This is a genomic window from Nonomuraea ceibae (assembly GCF_019396325.1).
Lineage (GTDB): Bacteria > Actinomycetota > Actinomycetes > Streptosporangiales > Streptosporangiaceae > Nonomuraea > Nonomuraea ceibae.
Window position 1 is genome coordinate 14,120 of sequence record NZ_JAHKRO010000070.1, and the last position, 14,828, is coordinate 28,947.

Consider the following 14,828-nt stretch of genomic DNA (forward strand, 5'->3'; position numbering starts at 1 on the left):
CGGCGTAGCGTCGTTCATGTGCAGAGGAATTCGGTCATCCCGGCCTGGGCGGGCGCGCTGGCGGGCATCGTGGCAGGGGGCGTGGCGCTCGGCGCCGCCCAGCTCGTGGCGGGGGTCGTCGGCGGCGACGCCTCCCCGGTGGTCGCGGTGGGCGACGCCGTCGTGGACCTGTCGCCGGCGGCGCTCAAGGAGTTCGCCGTCGCCGCGTTCGGCGTGTACGACAGGGTCGTCCTGCTCGGCGGGGTGCTCGTCGTGCTCGCCCTGGTCGCGGCCGGGCTCGGCGTGCTCGCCCGGGGCGCCGTCGGCCGCGGGCTGGCCGGGGTGGTGGCGTTCGGCGCCGTGGGGCTGGCTGCGGTCCTCACCCGGCCCGGGGCGGGCGCGGTCGACGCGCTGCCGACCGTGGTGGGCGTCGTGGCGGGCATGTGGACGCTGTCCTGGCTGATCGGCCGCGCCACGCCCTCTGCAGTGTCCTCTGTCGTGCCCTCTGTCGCGCCTGAGCTGCCCGCCGTGATGCGGGCGGGCGGAGGGGAGCCGTACGCGTTCGACCGGCGGCGGCTGCTGACCGGCGCCGCCGGGGGCGTGGTCGCCGCGGGCGCAGGGACGCTGCTCGGGCACGGGCTCGGCAGCCGCCGGGCCGTGGACGCCGCCCGGGTCGCCCTCGCCCTGCCCGCTCCGGCGACCCCCGCGCCGCCGCTGCCGCCGGGGACCGACTACAAGCTCAACGGCCTCACCCCATTCATCACGAAAAATGCCGACTTCTACAGGGTGGACACTGCGCTGATCGTCCCCCAGGTGGACCCCGCCACCTGGACCCTGCGCGTCCACGGGCTCGTCGACCGGCCCATCGAGATCACGTACGAGGACCTGCTGAGAAGGCCGCTGACCGAGGCCGACATCACCCTGACCTGCGTCTCCAACGAGGTCGGCGGCCCCTACGCGGGCAACGCCCGCTGGCTCGGCGCCCGCATGGCCGACCTGCTGCGCGAAGCCGGCCTCCGCTCCGATGCCGACATGCTGCTGTCCACCTCCGCCGACGGGTTCACCTGCGGCACCCCGCTCGACGTCGTCATGGACGGCCGCGACGCCCTGTTCGCCGTCGCCATGAACGGCGAACCGCTGCCCGTCGACCACGGCTTCCCCGTACGCCAGGTGGTGCCCGGCCTGTACGGATACGTGTCCGCGACCAAATGGGTGGTCGACCTCAAGGTGACCCGGTTCGACACGGACGAGGCGTACTGGACGCCGCGTGGCTGGGCGGCCAAGGGGCCCATCAAGACCCAATCGCGCATCGACCTTCCCAAGCCGGGCGCAACGCTGCCCGCCGGCCGCACCACGATCGCGGGCGTCGCCTGGGCCCAGCACACCGGCGTCGACGCCGTCGAGGTCCGCGTCGACGGCGGCGTCTGGCAGCAGGCCCGGCTCGCCGCCGTCCCCGGCCCCGACACCTGGCGGCAGTGGGCCCTCGACTGGGACGCCACCCCGGGCGACCACACCATCGAGGTACGCGCCACCGACGCCGCCGGGCGCACCCAGACCGCCGAACGCCGCCCCATCACCCCCGACGGCGCCACCGGCCTGCACACCGTCACCGTCCACACCGCCTGACGACCCGTCCCGATACGTCCGCGTTTGCGCAGGTCAGATGGGTAGTCATGGCCGACAATCTTCCTGACTTTGGCCCCTCATCCGCGGCGACCACCCCTACGATCGGTCGTCGAGCATGACAGGAGGCAGGACGTGTTCCGCGACCGCAAGTCCGGCGTCCGGTGGGTCCTTCCCGAGGGGCAGTACAACCCCGTGGTCGCTGACGGTGTCCGATGGCTCGAATACGAGCGCGCCGCCGACCCAGGCCCGCCCGACTCCACCCAGCCAGAGCCCAACTCCCCATCCCCCAATCCCACCCAACCACCCCCAACCCACGCCAACGCCCACCCCGACCGCACCCGAGGCAGCGCCGTCCCGAGCGACGACGCTCAGCGGGACCGTGCCCGGGGCGGCGCCGCCCCGGGCGACGACGCTTCGGGTGAGCGAGGTGCCACCGCCTGGGGTGGCCGCACATGGGGCGGTGAAGCACGGCGTGACCGCGCCCGAGGCGACGATGCCCAGGGTGGCGATCCCTGGGACGCGTGGCGCCCATACGGCGGCGAAGCCCGGGACAGCCGCACCCAAGGCGGCGACGTCCGGGGTGGCCACCTCGGAGACGGCCGCGCTGGAGGTGACCGTTCTGGAGGTGCCCGCGCTCGGGGTGACGTCGCTCCGGGTGACGCGGCCCGTACCGAGGCCCCTCGGCAGGAGGTCGCGTGGGCCGACACCATCTGGTCCGACGCCACCTCCACGGGAGCCGGGGGCGGCACCCGGCCGGACCCGGCCCAGCCGCGCCCGAGCGCGCCCTTCGACCTGCGGAAAGGCTCACCCTCACCGGAGGGCGGGGAACGCGCGCCCGGTGGCAAGCCACCCGCGCCCAACGGCACGGGCCCCGCGCCCGGCGGCACCCCGTACGACGGCCGGTGGCTGACCGGGGAGTCGCGCACCCCAGGGTCGTCGGCCCCGGCCTCCCACCCGAACGGCTCCTTCCCGCAGAGCCGGCCGCCGAGCGCCGGCCAGAGCCCGCCGTCCGAAACCCAGAACGCCCCGCCGTCCGGGGCCCACCACGCCCAGCACACCTGGCCCGGCCCGTCGCTCGGCACCGTCATGCCGGGCTCACCGCACGGGCGCTCGAACGGCACACCGAACGGCGCGGCGGCGAACGGTACGGCTACAGGCGGAGGGATGCCCGGTGCGGCGAACGGCGCTGCGACGGGCGCGATGCCGGGCTGCTCGGCATGGCCAGGCACGCCCGCCCCACCGAACGGCACCACCACCCCGCCACACGGCACCACCCCGCCACACGGGATCACTGCCCCACCGAACGGCACTGTCCCGTCCTCGAACGGCACCGGCGCCTCGTCGAACGGCGCCGCCTCTCCGCAGGCCGGGAGGGCCGCGCCGAACGGCCCCGCGCCGTCGTCGAAGCGACCCCGCTCCCCACAGGAGCTGGGCCAACTGCCTGCCTGGCCGGGCCACCTGCCGTCCGAACCGGCCACGCACCCCAACGAGCCGCCCACGAGGCCGGCCGCTCGACGCGAGGAGCCGCCGGAGTCCCGCCCGACGACCTGGCCCGGAGAAGCGTCCGCTGCCAGGTGGCCGGACAGGTCCTCCTCGCCCACGTGGCCAGGCGAGCCACCCGCCGTCCGCCCGGGCGACCCGCCCGCGCGACCGGGCGAGCGGCCCGAGGGGGCGGCGCACCGAGCTGGGGAAGCGGCGGCTCCTCCTGCCACGTGGCTGGGCGATACGTCCGCGCGATCTGCCGTACGGCCAGGACCGGGGTTTGACGCCCCGGCCCGTCGGCCCGGGGAGGCGGCGGCGGGTACCGGTGCGCGGCCGGGTGAGGCGCAGGCGCGCGCCGCTGTATGGCCGGGCGAGGCGGCGCAGTCCGTTACGCAGGCGGGTGCTCGTCACTCTGGGCCGGGGCGAAGCGCCGGTGAGGGCAGGGGGGCTGCGGTTCTCGCGGGGGAGGGGCGGCGGGGGACGGCGGAGTACGACTGGTTCGACTGGCCGCATCGGCCGCCGAAGCTCGTGGACAGCAGGCCGTACGGGGTGCCGGGTGGGCTGGTGCCGCCGGATCCGCAGGTGGAGCGGGATCTGGCGGCGGCGGTGACGATGGGGACGCGGTTCCCGGATCCGCGCGGCACGTGGGTGCGGCTGATCAACGGCGGCGGCCCGGCGGATGATCCGTTCCGCGTGTCGAATGCCGCCGACTGCGCGCTGGCCGTGCTGTCCACGTGGCATGGGGAACCGGCGGCGTCGGCGCCGAGGATGCCCGAGTACGACCGGGTGGGGCGGCCGTTGCTGACCGGTGAGGCGGGGAGCACGGCGCGGATGGAGCGCTGGGTCGGCCAGCGGTTCCAGCATGCGGGGCAGGGGCGGCACGCGTACCCGATGGTGGCGCGGCGGCTGCTGGAGGCGGGGCACGGCGCGTCGGCGGTGATCGTGGTGCGCTGGCCGGGCGGCGGGACGCACGCGTGGAACGCGGTGAACTCCCACGGTGAGGTGATCTGGATCGACGCGCAGCGGGGGCACATGGCGGTGGAGCCGCCGTACCTGACGGTGACGGGGGTGTTCTGCGTGATTCTCGACAGGCAGGGGCAGCCGCGGTGAACATGGACCAGGCCAGGGCGCTGGCGGAGGAGTACTTCAACGGGGTGCGCCCGGCGGGGGAGGCGCTGTCGGTGGGCATTCACGCGTTCGCCGAGGGGTACGTGGCGTGGGTGCGGGATCTGGAGCCTGACGATCCTGCGCGGCTGCCCGACGCGGTGGGCGGGGGCTGTGTGGTGATCGGCCGGGCCACGGGCGAGGTGGTGGCCCGGCCGCTGCTCGATCCTGAATCGGTGGCGGAGCTGTGGCCGGGGCATCGGCCCCGGTGACGGCCCAGGGCCTCGGCTGACGGCCCAGGACCCAGGGCGGCGCGGGACGGGTGAGGCCGGGCGCCGCCCCCATGGACGCCCGACCTACAAGTGCCCTATCCGGATTTAGCGGCTTTTATCCATCTCTATCCGCATTTATCCAATTCCCCGGCGTCAGGTGGCGAGCGACCCGACGATCGACGCCCGGGCGGCGCGCCGAGCCGGCACGACCGCCGCCAGCACCCCGGCCAGCCCCGACACGACCACGAACAGCGCGATCTGCCACGGCGACGCCGAGAAGACGGCCCCCGACAGCATCGCCCGCACCGCGGCCCAGCCGAACGACATGCCCAGCACCACGCCCACCAGCGCCCCGATCAGCCCGAGCACCAGCGCCTCCACGGAGAGCATCCGCCGCAACTGCGGCCTGGTGAGCCCGAGCGCCCGCAGCAGCGCCGATTCCCTGGTCCGCTCGTGGACCGACAGGGAGAGCGTGTTGGCGATGCCGAGCAGCGAGATGAGGATCGCCAGCCCGAGCAGCCCCGTAATGATCATGAGCACCATGTCGAGCGTCTGGTCGAACTCGCCGCGGATCTCGGTCGAGCTCATGACCTGGACGGTCGGGTGGCCGGCCGCCGCGGCGTCGACCACGGCGCGGGCCCGTTCCGCGGGCACGCCGTCGGCGATGTTGAGCACGACGGTGCTGTCGGGCACCGCCCCGAACACCTCGTCGAACTGCGGTGCGGACATCGTGATCGTGGGCAGCGGCGAGTCGCTTCCCGGGAAGACGGCCACCACCCGCAGGTTGACCGTGCCGGACCGTTTGGCCTTGACGGGGACGGTGTCGCCGACCTTGACGCCCAGGTCGGTGGCGGCGTAGTCGGCGATGGCGGCCGTGCCGGGCCCGAGCGCGCCGATCGAGCCGGACGTCACCTCAGGCTTGAGCGGCCCCTGGAAGGCGCCCACCTGGACCTTGACGTCGCCTGACGCGCTCATCGTGTCGCGGATCTGCACCACGCCCGACAGCTCGGGCGCGGCCCGCAGCTCGTCGGCGATGGAGCGCGGGATGCTGGACTCGCGCGACTGGGAGGTGAGCTGGTAGTCGACGGGGAACTGGTCGTCGAGCTTGACCGTCACGGTGGCCCGGGTCGACGCGGTGATCACAGAGATGAGCGTCATCAGCGTCACGCCGATGGTCAGCGCCACGGTCGTGGTGGCCGCCCGCTTGGGGTTGCGCCCGGAGTTGTCCACGGCCAGCTTGCCGGGCACCCCGAACAGCCGGGCCGGGAGCCAGCCGACCAGCGCGCTCAGCGGCCTGACCAGCAGCGGCCCGATGATGAGCACGCCCAGGAAGGTCAGCACGCCGCCGCCCATGACGACGAGCAGCGAGATCTGCTCGCCGGGCGTCATCACCAGCGCGCCGACCGCGGCCAGCCCGACGCCGCCCAGCAGGAACAGCGCGGCGAACGCCACGCGCAGCATCCCGGCACGGAACGTCTGCTCCTCGGTCTGCGTGCGCAGCGCCGCGATCGGCGCGACCCGGGTGGCGGTACGGGCGGGCAGCACCGCGGCGCCGACCGTGACCACCAGGCCGACGGCCAGGCCGATGCCGATCGTGGCCGGGGTCAGCCGCATCGCCGCCTCGGTGGGCAGCGGCGCGTCCACCGCGCGCAGCACGGCCAGCGTGATCGCGCTCAGGCCGTAGCCGGCGGCCAGCCCGAGCACCGACGCGATCAGCCCGACCACGGCCGACTCGACGAGCACCGAGCCGAACACCTGGCCGCGCGTCGCCCCGATGCACCGCAGCAGCGCCATCTCCCGGGTCCGCTGCGCGACGAGGATGTTGAAGGTGTTGTAGATGACCAGCGTCGCCACCAGCATCGCCACGAACCCGAACATCAGCAGCCCGAGGGTGAGCATCTCGATCTGCAGCCCGGCGGACTTGGCCAGGTCGGAGGCCAGCTCGTCGCCGGTCTTGACGACGAGCCCGGCGCCGGCGGCTGAGGCGACGGCCCGCTTCAGCGCGACGGGGTCGGCCCCCGCGACGTCGATCTCGGCGAACTCCCGCTCGCCGGTCATCCGCTGCGCCGTCGCCGTGGTGAACCCGAGCGCCCCGGTGAAGGCCAGCTCCTGGTCCACGCCCGGGTCGAACAGCCCGACGAGCCTGAACGTGTGCTCGCGCTGCTTGGCGTCGAGCACCGTGATCGTGTCGCCGACCTGGAAGCCCTCGGCCTTGGCGGTGTTCTCGTCGAGCACGGCCGCCTGGTCGTCGCTGCCGGGCCCGGTGCCGCTCACGATGGAGGTGCGGGCCAGCACGCCCGGCACGACGGAGATCGCCGTCGTGGGCAGGCTGCCGACGGCCTTGCCGTCCTTGCCGAGCAGCGGCGCGCTGCCGCGGACCAGCCCGTGCGCCTCCTGGACGCCGGGGACGGCGCGCACCCGTTCCAGCGTCTCCGGCGCGATGCCCTTGTCGGGCTTGCCGGGCAGCACGGCCACCGCGACCTTGCCGGCGTCGGCCGTGACGCGCTCCTCGAACCCGGCCTGGACCGTGTCGTTCAGCACGAAGGTGCCGGTGATGAACGCGACCCCCAGCATGATCGCGAGCGAGGTGAGCAGCAGCCGCACCTTGTGCGCGCGCAGCCCCGCCCTGGCGGTCTTCAGCACCTCACGCCTCCAGCTTCATCAGCGTGTCGAGCACCGACTGCGGCGTCGGCGAGGTGATCTCGGTGACCAGCGAGCCGTCCCGCAGGAACACCACCCGGTCGGCGTACGAGGCGGCCATCGGGTCGTGCGTGACCATGACGATCGTCTGGCCCAGCTCGCGCACCGACGTGCGCAGGAACGACAGCACCTCGGCGCCGCTGCGCGAGTCGAGGTTGCCGGTCGGCTCGTCGGCGAAGATCACCTGCGGCTTGCTGATGAGCGCCCTGGCCACGGCCACGCGCTGCTGCTGGCCGCCGGACAGCTCGTTGGGCCGGTGGCGCAGCCGGTCCTTCAGCCCGACGGTCTCGATGACCCGGTCGAACAGCACCTGGTCGGCCTGCCGGTCGGCGATCTCCAGCGGCAGCCGGATGTTCTCCTCGGCGGTCAGCGTCGGCAGCAGGTTGAACGCCTGGAAGATGAAGCCGATCCGCTCCCGGCGCAGCAGCGTGAGCTGCTTGTCGCCGAGCCCGGTCAGCTCCACGTCACCGATGTGCACGGTGCCCGCGGTCGCGCTGTCGAGACCGGCCAGGCAGTGCATCAGCGTGGACTTGCCGGATCCGGACGGGCCCATGATCGCGGTGAAAGCGCCGGTGGCGAAGGCCACGTCCACCTCGCGCAGGGCGTGCACCCGGGCGTCGCCCTGGCCGTACACCTTGGACAGCCCCTTGGCCACCACTGCCGGCGGCGCCTGGCGCGGGGTCTCGGTGAGAGTCACGTTCACTCCTCGTCGTGCGAAAACAACGCGACTCACGCTAGGGGCGCGAAACCCGCCGGACCTGGGCCTTGAGGACGGACTTCGTGTAGGACCCTGGATGACCCGGGTCAGCCGTTCGGCCGATGCGAGGGCACCACGAGCCCGGCCTCGTAGGCGTAGACGACCACCTGCGCCCGGTCGCGCAGCCCCAGCTTGGCCAGCACCCGGCCCAGGTGCGTCTTGACCGTCGCCTCCGCCACCTCCAGCTCGGCGGCGATCTCCAGGTTGGAGCGGCCGCGCGCCACCATGAGCAGCACCTCGCGCTCGCGCGGCGTCAGCTCCGTCGCCGCCGCGGGCTCCTCCGCCGGCAGGAACGTGGCGAACCGGTCGAGCATCCGCTTCAGCGTCGTCGGCGCCATCACGGCCTCGCCCGCGTGCACCGATCGGATCGCCGTCACCAGCTCCGCCGTCGGCACGTCCTTCAGCAGGAACCCCGACGCGCCCGCCCTGATCGCCGCGAACGCGTACTCGTCGAGATCGAACGTGGTCAGCACCAGCACCTTCGGGCCGGTGATGTGCTTGATCGCCTCGACGCCGTCCATGCGCGGCATCCGCACGTCCATCAGGACGACGTCCACCTCGACCGTGCGCAGCACCTCGATCGCCTGCTGGCCGTCGCCCGCCTCGGCCACCACCTCGATGCCGGGCTGCGCGCCCAGCACCATGCGGAACCCGGCCCGCAGCAACTGCTGGTCGTCGACCAGCATGACCCGTATCATCCGACGCTCCCCCTAAGCCGCTTTCGACTCGGCCGTAGGCAGCCGCGCCAGCACTTCGAACCCGCCACCCGCGCGCGGCCCGGCCGTGACCGCGCCGCCGTACATCGTGACCCGCTCCCGCATGCCCACCAGCCCGTGGCCGCCCGTCTCGGTGGCCGGGGCGGCCGCGCCGCGCCCGTCGTCGGTCACCCGCACGACCAGCTCGGGGCCGCTGTAGCGCAGCTCGACCTGCGCGCGGACGCCCGGCCCGCCGTGCTTGAGCGCGTTGGTCAGGGCCTCCTGGACGATCCGGTAGACGGCCAGCTGCTTGCCCTCGGTCAGCTCGGTGCGCCGGCCCGTGACCCGCAGCCGCGCGGGCACGCCCGCCGCCCGCACCAGCTCGTCGAGCTGCGCCAGGCCGGGCTGCGGCGTGTAGTCGGTGCCGCCGTCGTCCTGCCGCAGCACGCCGACGAGCCGGCGCATCTCGGCCAGCGCCTCCCGGCCGGTCCTGGAGATCGTCCTTACGGCCTGCCGCGCCTGCTCGGGGTCGCTGTCGATGGCGTAGCCGGCGCCGTCGGCCTGCACGACCATGACGCTCACGTTGTGCGCCACCACGTCGTGCAGCTCCCTGGCGATCCTGGCCCGCTCGGCGGCGGCCGCCATCCGGGCCTGCTGGTCGCGCTCGCGCTCGGCGCGTTCGGCGCGCTCCTCCAGGCCCTCCAGGTAGCGGCGGCGCGTGCTCGCGTACAGGCCGGTCAGCCAGAGCGCCATCACGAAGATCGTGCTGGTGGTGAACATGCCCAGCGTCGGCGTGTCCCACTGCACCAGCGCCAGGAACACCCCCAGCTCGGCCACCATCAGCGCCGCCAGCGCCCACCGGAACGCGCACTGGTAGACCACCGACCACAACGCCACCAGCACCGCCATGTTGGCCGGCAGCACCTCGATCTGGGCCGCCCACTGCGCGAAGCTGACCAGCGACACCACGGCGAACACCGCCAGCGGACGCCGCCGCCACAGCAACGGCAGCAGCAGCGCCAGCGTCAGCACCGCGTAGACGGGCGCGTTGAGCGGCGGCAGCGACCCGTCGGGCGCGTAGGTCAGGTAGGGCACGACGGGCAGCAGGCACAGCAGCGCGAGAGGAGCCACCCGCAGGGCGTCCATCAGCTTCACATGGCGCCTCGACCACGCCCGTACCCTGCCGAACACAACCATCACGATACGTAAACCCGGGAGTGGGGCGGCTCAGCCTTGAGAGTGAAGTACGCCTACGACCCTGGTCTTACACGGCTCCGGTCTTACGCGGGTCTTACGGCCCGGCAGGCAAAGTAGTCGTCGGGAGCACCCTCTGGGGTGAGTAAAGGGAGAGATCGTGATGGCGATCATGATCGCGAAGCCGGGTCGCGCGGAGACGAGGAAGCTCCGCGCGACCCGATCCGCTTGCGGGCCGCTGGGCTAGAGTCTCCCCCGGCCGAAAGATCCGAGACCGGGGACCCGCATGTCAGCGCACCACAACCGTCCGCAGGACCTCGTCGTCCTGGTGCCCGAAGAGCGCGGCCGCGCGGCCTTGTCCGCCGTCACCGGCCTGCGGCCCCTCCTGTACGACGTCGGGGCCCCGTTGCCGCCGGGAGCCGCCGAGGCCCGCGCGATGGTGGTGCCCTCGCGCCCGGTCGACCGCGTGCTGGCCCTGATCGGCGAGCTGCCCGAGCTGCGCCTCGTCCAGACGCTCAGCGCCGGCACCGACCAGTGGCAGGGCCGCCTGCCCGCCCACGTCGCCCTGTCCAGCGCCCGGGGCGCCCACGGCGCGGCGGTCGCCGAATGGGCCGTCGCCGCCCTCCTGTCCCTCTACAGGGACCTGCCGGGCTTCGCCGCCGACCAGGCCGCCGCCCGCTGGCGTCCCCGCATGGCCGAGTCGCTGGCGGGCAAGCGCGTGCTCGTGCTCGGCGCCGGTGACCTCGGCACGCAGCTCCGCGTCCGCCTGGAGCCGTTCGGCGCCCGCGTCACGATGGTGGCCCGCCGCGCCCGTGACGGCGTGCGTGCCCTGGACGACCTGCCGGGCCTGCTGCCCGCCCACGACGTGGTGGCGCTCATGCTGCCGCACACCCCGGCCACCCACCACCTGGCCGACAAGCGGTTCCTCGGCCGCATGCGCGACGGCGCCGTCCTCGTCAACGCCGCCCGCGGCCCCGTCGTCGACACCGACGCGCTGCTCGGCGAGACCCGCTCCGGGCGGCTGCGCGCCGTCCTCGACGTCACCGAGCCCGAGCCGCTGCCCGGCGACCACCCGCTGTGGCACACGCCGGGCGTCATCATCACCCCGCACGTCGCGGGCACGGTCCCGCAGGCGGACGAACGCTCGTGGCAGGTCGCGGCCGACCAGCTCGCCCAATTCGCCCGGGGTGAGCAACCCGCGAATCTGGTCGGCTGACGCCATTTCTTCGCGTCCGTATTTCGGGGTGCCGCCGTGCCGAATAACCGGCCGGGTTTCGGCGCATCGCATTTCCGGGCGAACACATATCGGCCAATTGCCGGACGGTGTCATTGATGTGCGGGCGGGGGGACTCGAACCCCCACAGTGTCTCCACCAACAGGACCTAAACCTGCCGCGTATGCCTGATTTCGCCACGCCCGCGCAATCCCGCCAAAGGCGGGCCGTGAATAGTTTAGCGCTCCGGCCACGCACCGGTGCCACGTCACCTACCGGCACGGACAAGGCGCGGTGCGTGTCAATTCACCCCGGGCGGGCTCCCGGATCGGAGCCCGCGGGGAGTGGTCAGGAGAGGCCGAGCTTCTTCTTCAGGCTCGCCACGTGCCCGGTGGCCTTCACGTTGTAGAGGGCCTGCTCGATCTTGCCGTCGGCGTCGATGACGAACGTGGAGCGGATGACGCCCACGACTTCCTTGCCGTAGAGCTTCTTGGTGCCGTACGCGCCGTACGCCTTGTGGATTTCCAGCCCCGGGTCGGACAGGAGCGGGAAGGTGAGCGCGTCGCGTTCGGCGAACTTGGCGAGCTTCTCCGGCTTGTCCTTCGACACGCCGAGGACGACGAAGCCGTCGGCGGTGAGCTGGGCGAGGCTGTCGCGGAAGTCGCACGCTTGCTTGGTGCACCCGGGAGTCATCGCGGCGGGGTAGAAATAGAGGATCACCCGCTTGCCTCTGTAGGCGTCGAGGGAGATCTCGTCGCCGCCGGCGGCGGGCAGCGCGAACTCGGGGGCGGCGTCGCCGGGGGCGAGCCTGGTCTCGGTCATGGGTCCTCCAGGAGTTTCTCCAGGAAAACCTACCTGGCCGCCCGCCGTGCCGTACGGCGTGCGGACCTGACAGACTGATCAGGACATGTGAGGGCACGGGCAGGAGCGCGGCCGAGAGGAGAGTCATGGCTGACACCGATCCCGATGAGCTGGAGCGGCGCATCGCGCGGACGCGGGCGGAGCTGGCGCAGACGGTCGACGCGATCGCCGACCGGGTGAGCCCGAAGCGTGTGGCCGAGCGCACGGTGGCGGATGTGAAGTCCCGGGCGGGGAGCCTCGCGGCTTCGGTCAGCGACGCGCTGGGGATGTCGCCTCGGCCGGTGGAGTTCGGTGACGACCCCGACCGGCTGTGGGACGACGAGGCGCCGAGCCTGGCGCCGGTGCTGATCGGCGTGGGCGCGGCGCTGGTGATCGGCGCGGCGGTGGTCCTGTGGCGGCGTCGCCGCCGGTGACCCGTCCCTAGGGGCTCCGGCGTCGCCGCCGGTGACCCGTCTCTAGGGGCCTCTAGAGGAAGGTGCGGCCCTCGCCTCTGTAGGTGGGGACGGTCTCGGTGAGCGTGTCGCCCTCGACGAGGTGGAGGGCGTCGAAGCGCTCGCACAGCTCGCCCGACTTCGCGTGCCGGAACCAGACGCGGTCGCCGGTGCGCAGGTCCTCGGCGGGCGCGCCGATGAGCGGGGTCTGCACCTCGCCCGCGCCCTCGTCGGGCGCGTAACGCAGGCCGGCGGGCAGGTAGGGCTGCGGCAGGCGGCTGGGGCCGGGGGCGCCGGAGGCGAGATAGCCGCCGCCGAGCACGGTGACGACGTCACGCGCGGGCCGCCGCACGACGGGGAGCGCGAACAGGGCCGCCGGGTGGCCGCTGAAGCGGCTGTAGAAGTCGAACAGCCGGGGATGGAAGAGCCCGGACCCGGCGGCGACCTCGGTGACGGCCTTCTCGCGTACGGTGCGCTCGATGGAGCCGGTGCCGCCGCCGTTGACGAACTCCAGGTCGGCGACCTGGCGCACGGCGTTGACGATGCGGCCGCGGCGCACGACGAGCTCGCGGGCCGACAGGGTCTGCATGGCCTTGACGAGCCGGGCGTACGCGGCGCGGGCCTGGGGGGCGTCGCCGACGCCGGCGATCTGGGCCTCGTACGCGAGCAGCCCGGTCAGGCGGTAGCCGGGACGTTTGGCGATGGCGGCGGCCAGGTCGGCGGCCTGGTCGGGCTCGCGGATGGGGGAGCGGAGCGCCCCCGCCCGAAATTTCCCACCAAAGGCCACAAATCCGGCGTCGATGTCCATACATATCCGGATCTCGTGGCGCGGGTGGACCCCCGCCACCGCATGGTCCATGAACGCCAGATGCTCCGCCGAGTCCACCGTCAGCGTGATCGCCGCCGCAGCCTCCGCCGAGCCCGCCAGCGCGGCCAGCGCCCGCCGGTCGGCCGTCGGATAGGCCACCAGGATGTCGCCGAACCCCTGCTCCGCCAGCCACAGCGCCTCGGGCAGCGTGAAGGCCATCAGCCCGCGGAACCCGTCCAGGGCCAGCACCCGCTCCAGCACCGCCCGCGAGCGCACCGACTTGGTGGCGACGCGGATCGGCTTGCCGGCGGCCCGCCGCACCAGGCTGCGGGCGTTGGCGCGCAGCGCCTCCAGGTCGAGGATCGCGAACGGCGGCTCAAGAGCGGCCGTGGCCCGGTCGTAGCGCTGGCGGTCATCCATACCGGCAGCGTAAACCAGGTAAAACGGACACGGCAGGGGTGCGCGCCCCCGGCAGGCAACCACGGCATATCCGCCCATTGATCGCCGGGCCCGTAATGATCCTGCAAACGGGCGGCGGGGGCGCGGTCGAGCCGGTCGGGGACCCGTGTACCTCTGGTCGTTGTGATGACCACGCTCCAGCAGATCCTGCCCGGTGCGGCCGTCGCCGCGCAGGACACCCCGCTCCGCAGGTCCAACCGGGTGCTCAGACCCGCGCGCACGCCCGCCGCGGTGGCCGTGGCCCTGGTGCTGACGGCCGCGCTCGGGCTGACCTGCGCCGAGGTGGTCGCGTCGCTGATGGGCCGGCCGCTCGGCTGGGTGCCGGTCAACGAGGCCGCCGAGCTGGCGTCCGCCTCCTCCTGGAGCGAGCTGGACGCCGTCGCGGTGGCGCTGGCGGGCACGGGTGCGGTGCTGCTGCTGCTCGCGCTGCTGCCCGGCCGCTCCCGGCTGGTCCCGGTGGAGACCACCGACCCGCTGATCGTCATCGGCATCACCCGCTCGGGCCTGCGCCGTACGCTGCGGGCCGTCGCCCAGGAGGTGGACGGCGTGCGCCGGGCCCAGGTACGGCTGCGCAGGCGGCGCATCGAGGTCACCGTCGTGACCGAGGGGGAGAGCTCGGGCACGATGCTGAGGCAGGTCGGCAACGCGGTGGGCGACCGCCTGGCGGGCGTGGGCACGCTGGCCGCGGGCGAGGTCGTGGTGCGGCTGCGCAGGAGGGGGCTGTGATGCGGCAGTACGCGGGCAACCGGATCGGCCTGGCCGTCGTCGGCGCGGTGCTGCTCGTGGCGGGCGGCTACGCCTGGCTGCGCGGCCACGACAAGCTGGCGGGGCTGCCGCCGAAGGCCAAGGTGCTGCCGGAGCGCACCGCGCGGGCGCTGGCCGAGCAGCCGTGGGCGCTGTGGGTGGTGGCGCTGGTGCTGCTGGTGCTCGCCCTGGTCACGCTGCGCTGGCTGCTGCTGAGCCTGGGCTGGGGGCGCTACGGCTCCCGGTCGGGCACCGGGACGGCGATGCTCTGCGTGGGGCTCAAGGACGTCGACGGCCTGGCCAGGGCGGGGGTGCGGGTCGTCGGCGAGGGGGCCAGGCTGCGCATCGGCCTGACCTGCCCGGCCGCCACGGACGTCGGCGCGGTCGTGGCCAAGCTGGACCGCGAGATCGTCAGCCGCATCCGCCGCGAGGTGCGCGACGACGACCTCGGCGCCGTCGTCCGCATCCACGTCCGGCGCTGAACGACCGCGCCGGTCATCACG

The 14,828-nt window shown here is 73.6% G+C and carries 13 protein-coding genes and 1 tRNA gene; 7 read left to right on the forward strand and 7 right to left on the reverse strand.

All coding sequences use genetic code 11. The annotated features are described in order from the left end of the window. Positions 1–18 precede the first annotated feature (18 nt). From KME80_RS32695 to KME80_RS32705, 3 genes are all read left to right on the forward strand, one after another. Positions 19–1,605: a molybdopterin-dependent oxidoreductase gene (locus KME80_RS32695; RefSeq protein WP_308126016.1), complete on the forward strand. Its 1,587-nt coding sequence runs from the start codon at positions 19–21 to the stop codon at positions 1,603–1,605. A gap of 2,010 nt (positions 1,606–3,615) precedes the next feature. After that, entirely contained in the window at positions 3,616–4,197 is a 582-nt protein-coding gene (locus KME80_RS32700; protein WP_219510390.1) for a toxin glutamine deamidase domain-containing protein, read from the forward strand. A gap of 2 nt (positions 4,198–4,199) precedes the next feature. Then, positions 4,200–4,463, forward strand: coding sequence for an SUKH-4 family immunity protein (locus KME80_RS32705; protein WP_246646151.1), 264 nt, complete (start codon positions 4,200–4,202; stop codon positions 4,461–4,463). Between the two features lie 153 nt (positions 4,464–4,616). Here the strand turns inward: KME80_RS32705 and KME80_RS32710 are convergent, their stop codons facing one another. From KME80_RS32710 to KME80_RS32725, 4 genes are all read right to left on the reverse strand, one after another. Next, positions 4,617–7,106, reverse strand: coding sequence for an ABC transporter permease (locus tag KME80_RS32710; RefSeq protein ID WP_219510393.1), 2,490 nt, complete (start codon positions 7,104–7,106; stop codon positions 4,617–4,619). A gap of 1 nt (position 7,107) precedes the next feature. Next, positions 7,108–7,860: an ABC transporter ATP-binding protein gene (locus KME80_RS32715; RefSeq protein ID WP_308126017.1), complete on the reverse strand. Its 753-nt coding sequence runs from the start codon at positions 7,858–7,860 to the stop codon at positions 7,108–7,110. A 107-nt stretch (positions 7,861–7,967) separates the two neighbouring features. After that, positions 7,968–8,618 carry a response regulator transcription factor gene (locus KME80_RS32720; protein WP_219510395.1) on the reverse strand — a complete coding sequence of 217 codons (651 nt, stop codon included), beginning with the start codon at positions 8,616–8,618 and terminating at the stop codon, positions 7,968–7,970. A 12-nt stretch (positions 8,619–8,630) separates the two neighbouring features. Then, complete coding sequence (locus tag KME80_RS32725; protein WP_443681636.1) at positions 8,631–9,812, reverse strand: sensor histidine kinase; 1,182 nt, start codon at positions 9,810–9,812, stop codon at positions 8,631–8,633. Between the two features lie 283 nt (positions 9,813–10,095). On the opposite strand from KME80_RS32725, the gene KME80_RS32730 reads away from it, so the two are divergent. Continuing rightward, positions 10,096–11,025: a 2-hydroxyacid dehydrogenase gene (locus KME80_RS32730; RefSeq protein WP_219510396.1), complete on the forward strand. Its 930-nt coding sequence runs from the start codon at positions 10,096–10,098 to the stop codon at positions 11,023–11,025. A gap of 119 nt (positions 11,026–11,144) precedes the next feature. On the opposite strand, the gene KME80_RS32735 is transcribed toward KME80_RS32730, so the two are convergent. Beyond that, positions 11,145–11,229, reverse strand: a tRNA-Leu gene (locus tag KME80_RS32735). Between the two features lie 141 nt (positions 11,230–11,370). After that, on the reverse strand, positions 11,371–11,844 hold the full coding sequence (gene bcp, locus KME80_RS32740) for a thioredoxin-dependent thiol peroxidase (protein ID WP_219510397.1): 474 nt from the start codon (positions 11,842–11,844) through the stop codon (positions 11,371–11,373). A 125-nt stretch (positions 11,845–11,969) separates the two neighbouring features. On the opposite strand from bcp, the gene KME80_RS32745 reads away from it, so the two are divergent. Continuing rightward, positions 11,970–12,296, forward strand: a complete 327-nt coding sequence (locus tag KME80_RS32745; RefSeq protein WP_219510398.1) for a DUF3618 domain-containing protein — start codon at positions 11,970–11,972, stop codon at positions 12,294–12,296. A 52-nt stretch (positions 12,297–12,348) separates the two neighbouring features. Here the strand turns inward: KME80_RS32745 and KME80_RS32750 are convergent, their stop codons facing one another. Beyond that, positions 12,349–13,542: an amino acid deaminase/aldolase gene (locus KME80_RS32750; RefSeq protein WP_219510399.1), complete on the reverse strand. Its 1,194-nt coding sequence runs from the start codon at positions 13,540–13,542 to the stop codon at positions 12,349–12,351. 165 nt (positions 13,543–13,707) lie between these two features. On the opposite strand from KME80_RS32750, the gene KME80_RS32755 reads away from it, so the two are divergent. Together KME80_RS32755 and KME80_RS32760 are read left to right on the forward strand one after the other, a co-directional pair. Next, positions 13,708–14,307 carry a DUF6286 domain-containing protein gene (locus KME80_RS32755; RefSeq protein WP_219510400.1) on the forward strand — a complete coding sequence of 200 codons (600 nt, stop codon included), beginning with the start codon at positions 13,708–13,710 and terminating at the stop codon, positions 14,305–14,307. Then, positions 14,304–14,807 (forward strand): hypothetical protein, encoded by a 504-nt coding sequence (locus KME80_RS32760; protein ID WP_219510401.1) that lies wholly within the window; start codon positions 14,304–14,306, stop codon positions 14,805–14,807. Before KME80_RS32755 ends, KME80_RS32760 begins: the two co-directional genes overlap by 4 nt. Positions 14,808–14,828: the final 21 nt, after the last annotated feature.

Excerpts from the sequence above, each read along its gene's own strand:
- KME80_RS32705 (WP_246646151.1), top strand. The coding sequence starts at position 4,200 with ATGGACCAGGCCAGGGCGCTGGCGGAGGAGTACTTCAACGGGGTGCGC.
- KME80_RS32720 (WP_219510395.1), bottom strand. The coding sequence starts at position 8,618 with ATGATACGGGTCATGCTGGTCGACGACCAGCAGTTGCTGCGGGCCGGG.
- KME80_RS32725 (WP_443681636.1), bottom strand. The coding sequence starts at position 9,812 with ATGGTTGTGTTCGGCAGGGTACGGGCGTGGTCGAGGCGCCATGTGAAG.
- KME80_RS32730 (WP_219510396.1), top strand. The coding sequence starts at position 10,096 with ATGTCAGCGCACCACAACCGTCCGCAGGACCTCGTCGTCCTGGTGCCC.
- bcp (WP_219510397.1), bottom strand. The coding sequence starts at position 11,844 with ATGACCGAGACCAGGCTCGCCCCCGGCGACGCCGCCCCCGAGTTCGCG.
- KME80_RS32745 (WP_219510398.1), top strand. The coding sequence starts at position 11,970 with ATGGCTGACACCGATCCCGATGAGCTGGAGCGGCGCATCGCGCGGACG.
- KME80_RS32750 (WP_219510399.1), bottom strand. The coding sequence starts at position 13,542 with ATGGATGACCGCCAGCGCTACGACCGGGCCACGGCCGCTCTTGAGCCG.
- KME80_RS32755 (WP_219510400.1), top strand. The coding sequence starts at position 13,708 with ATGACCACGCTCCAGCAGATCCTGCCCGGTGCGGCCGTCGCCGCGCAG.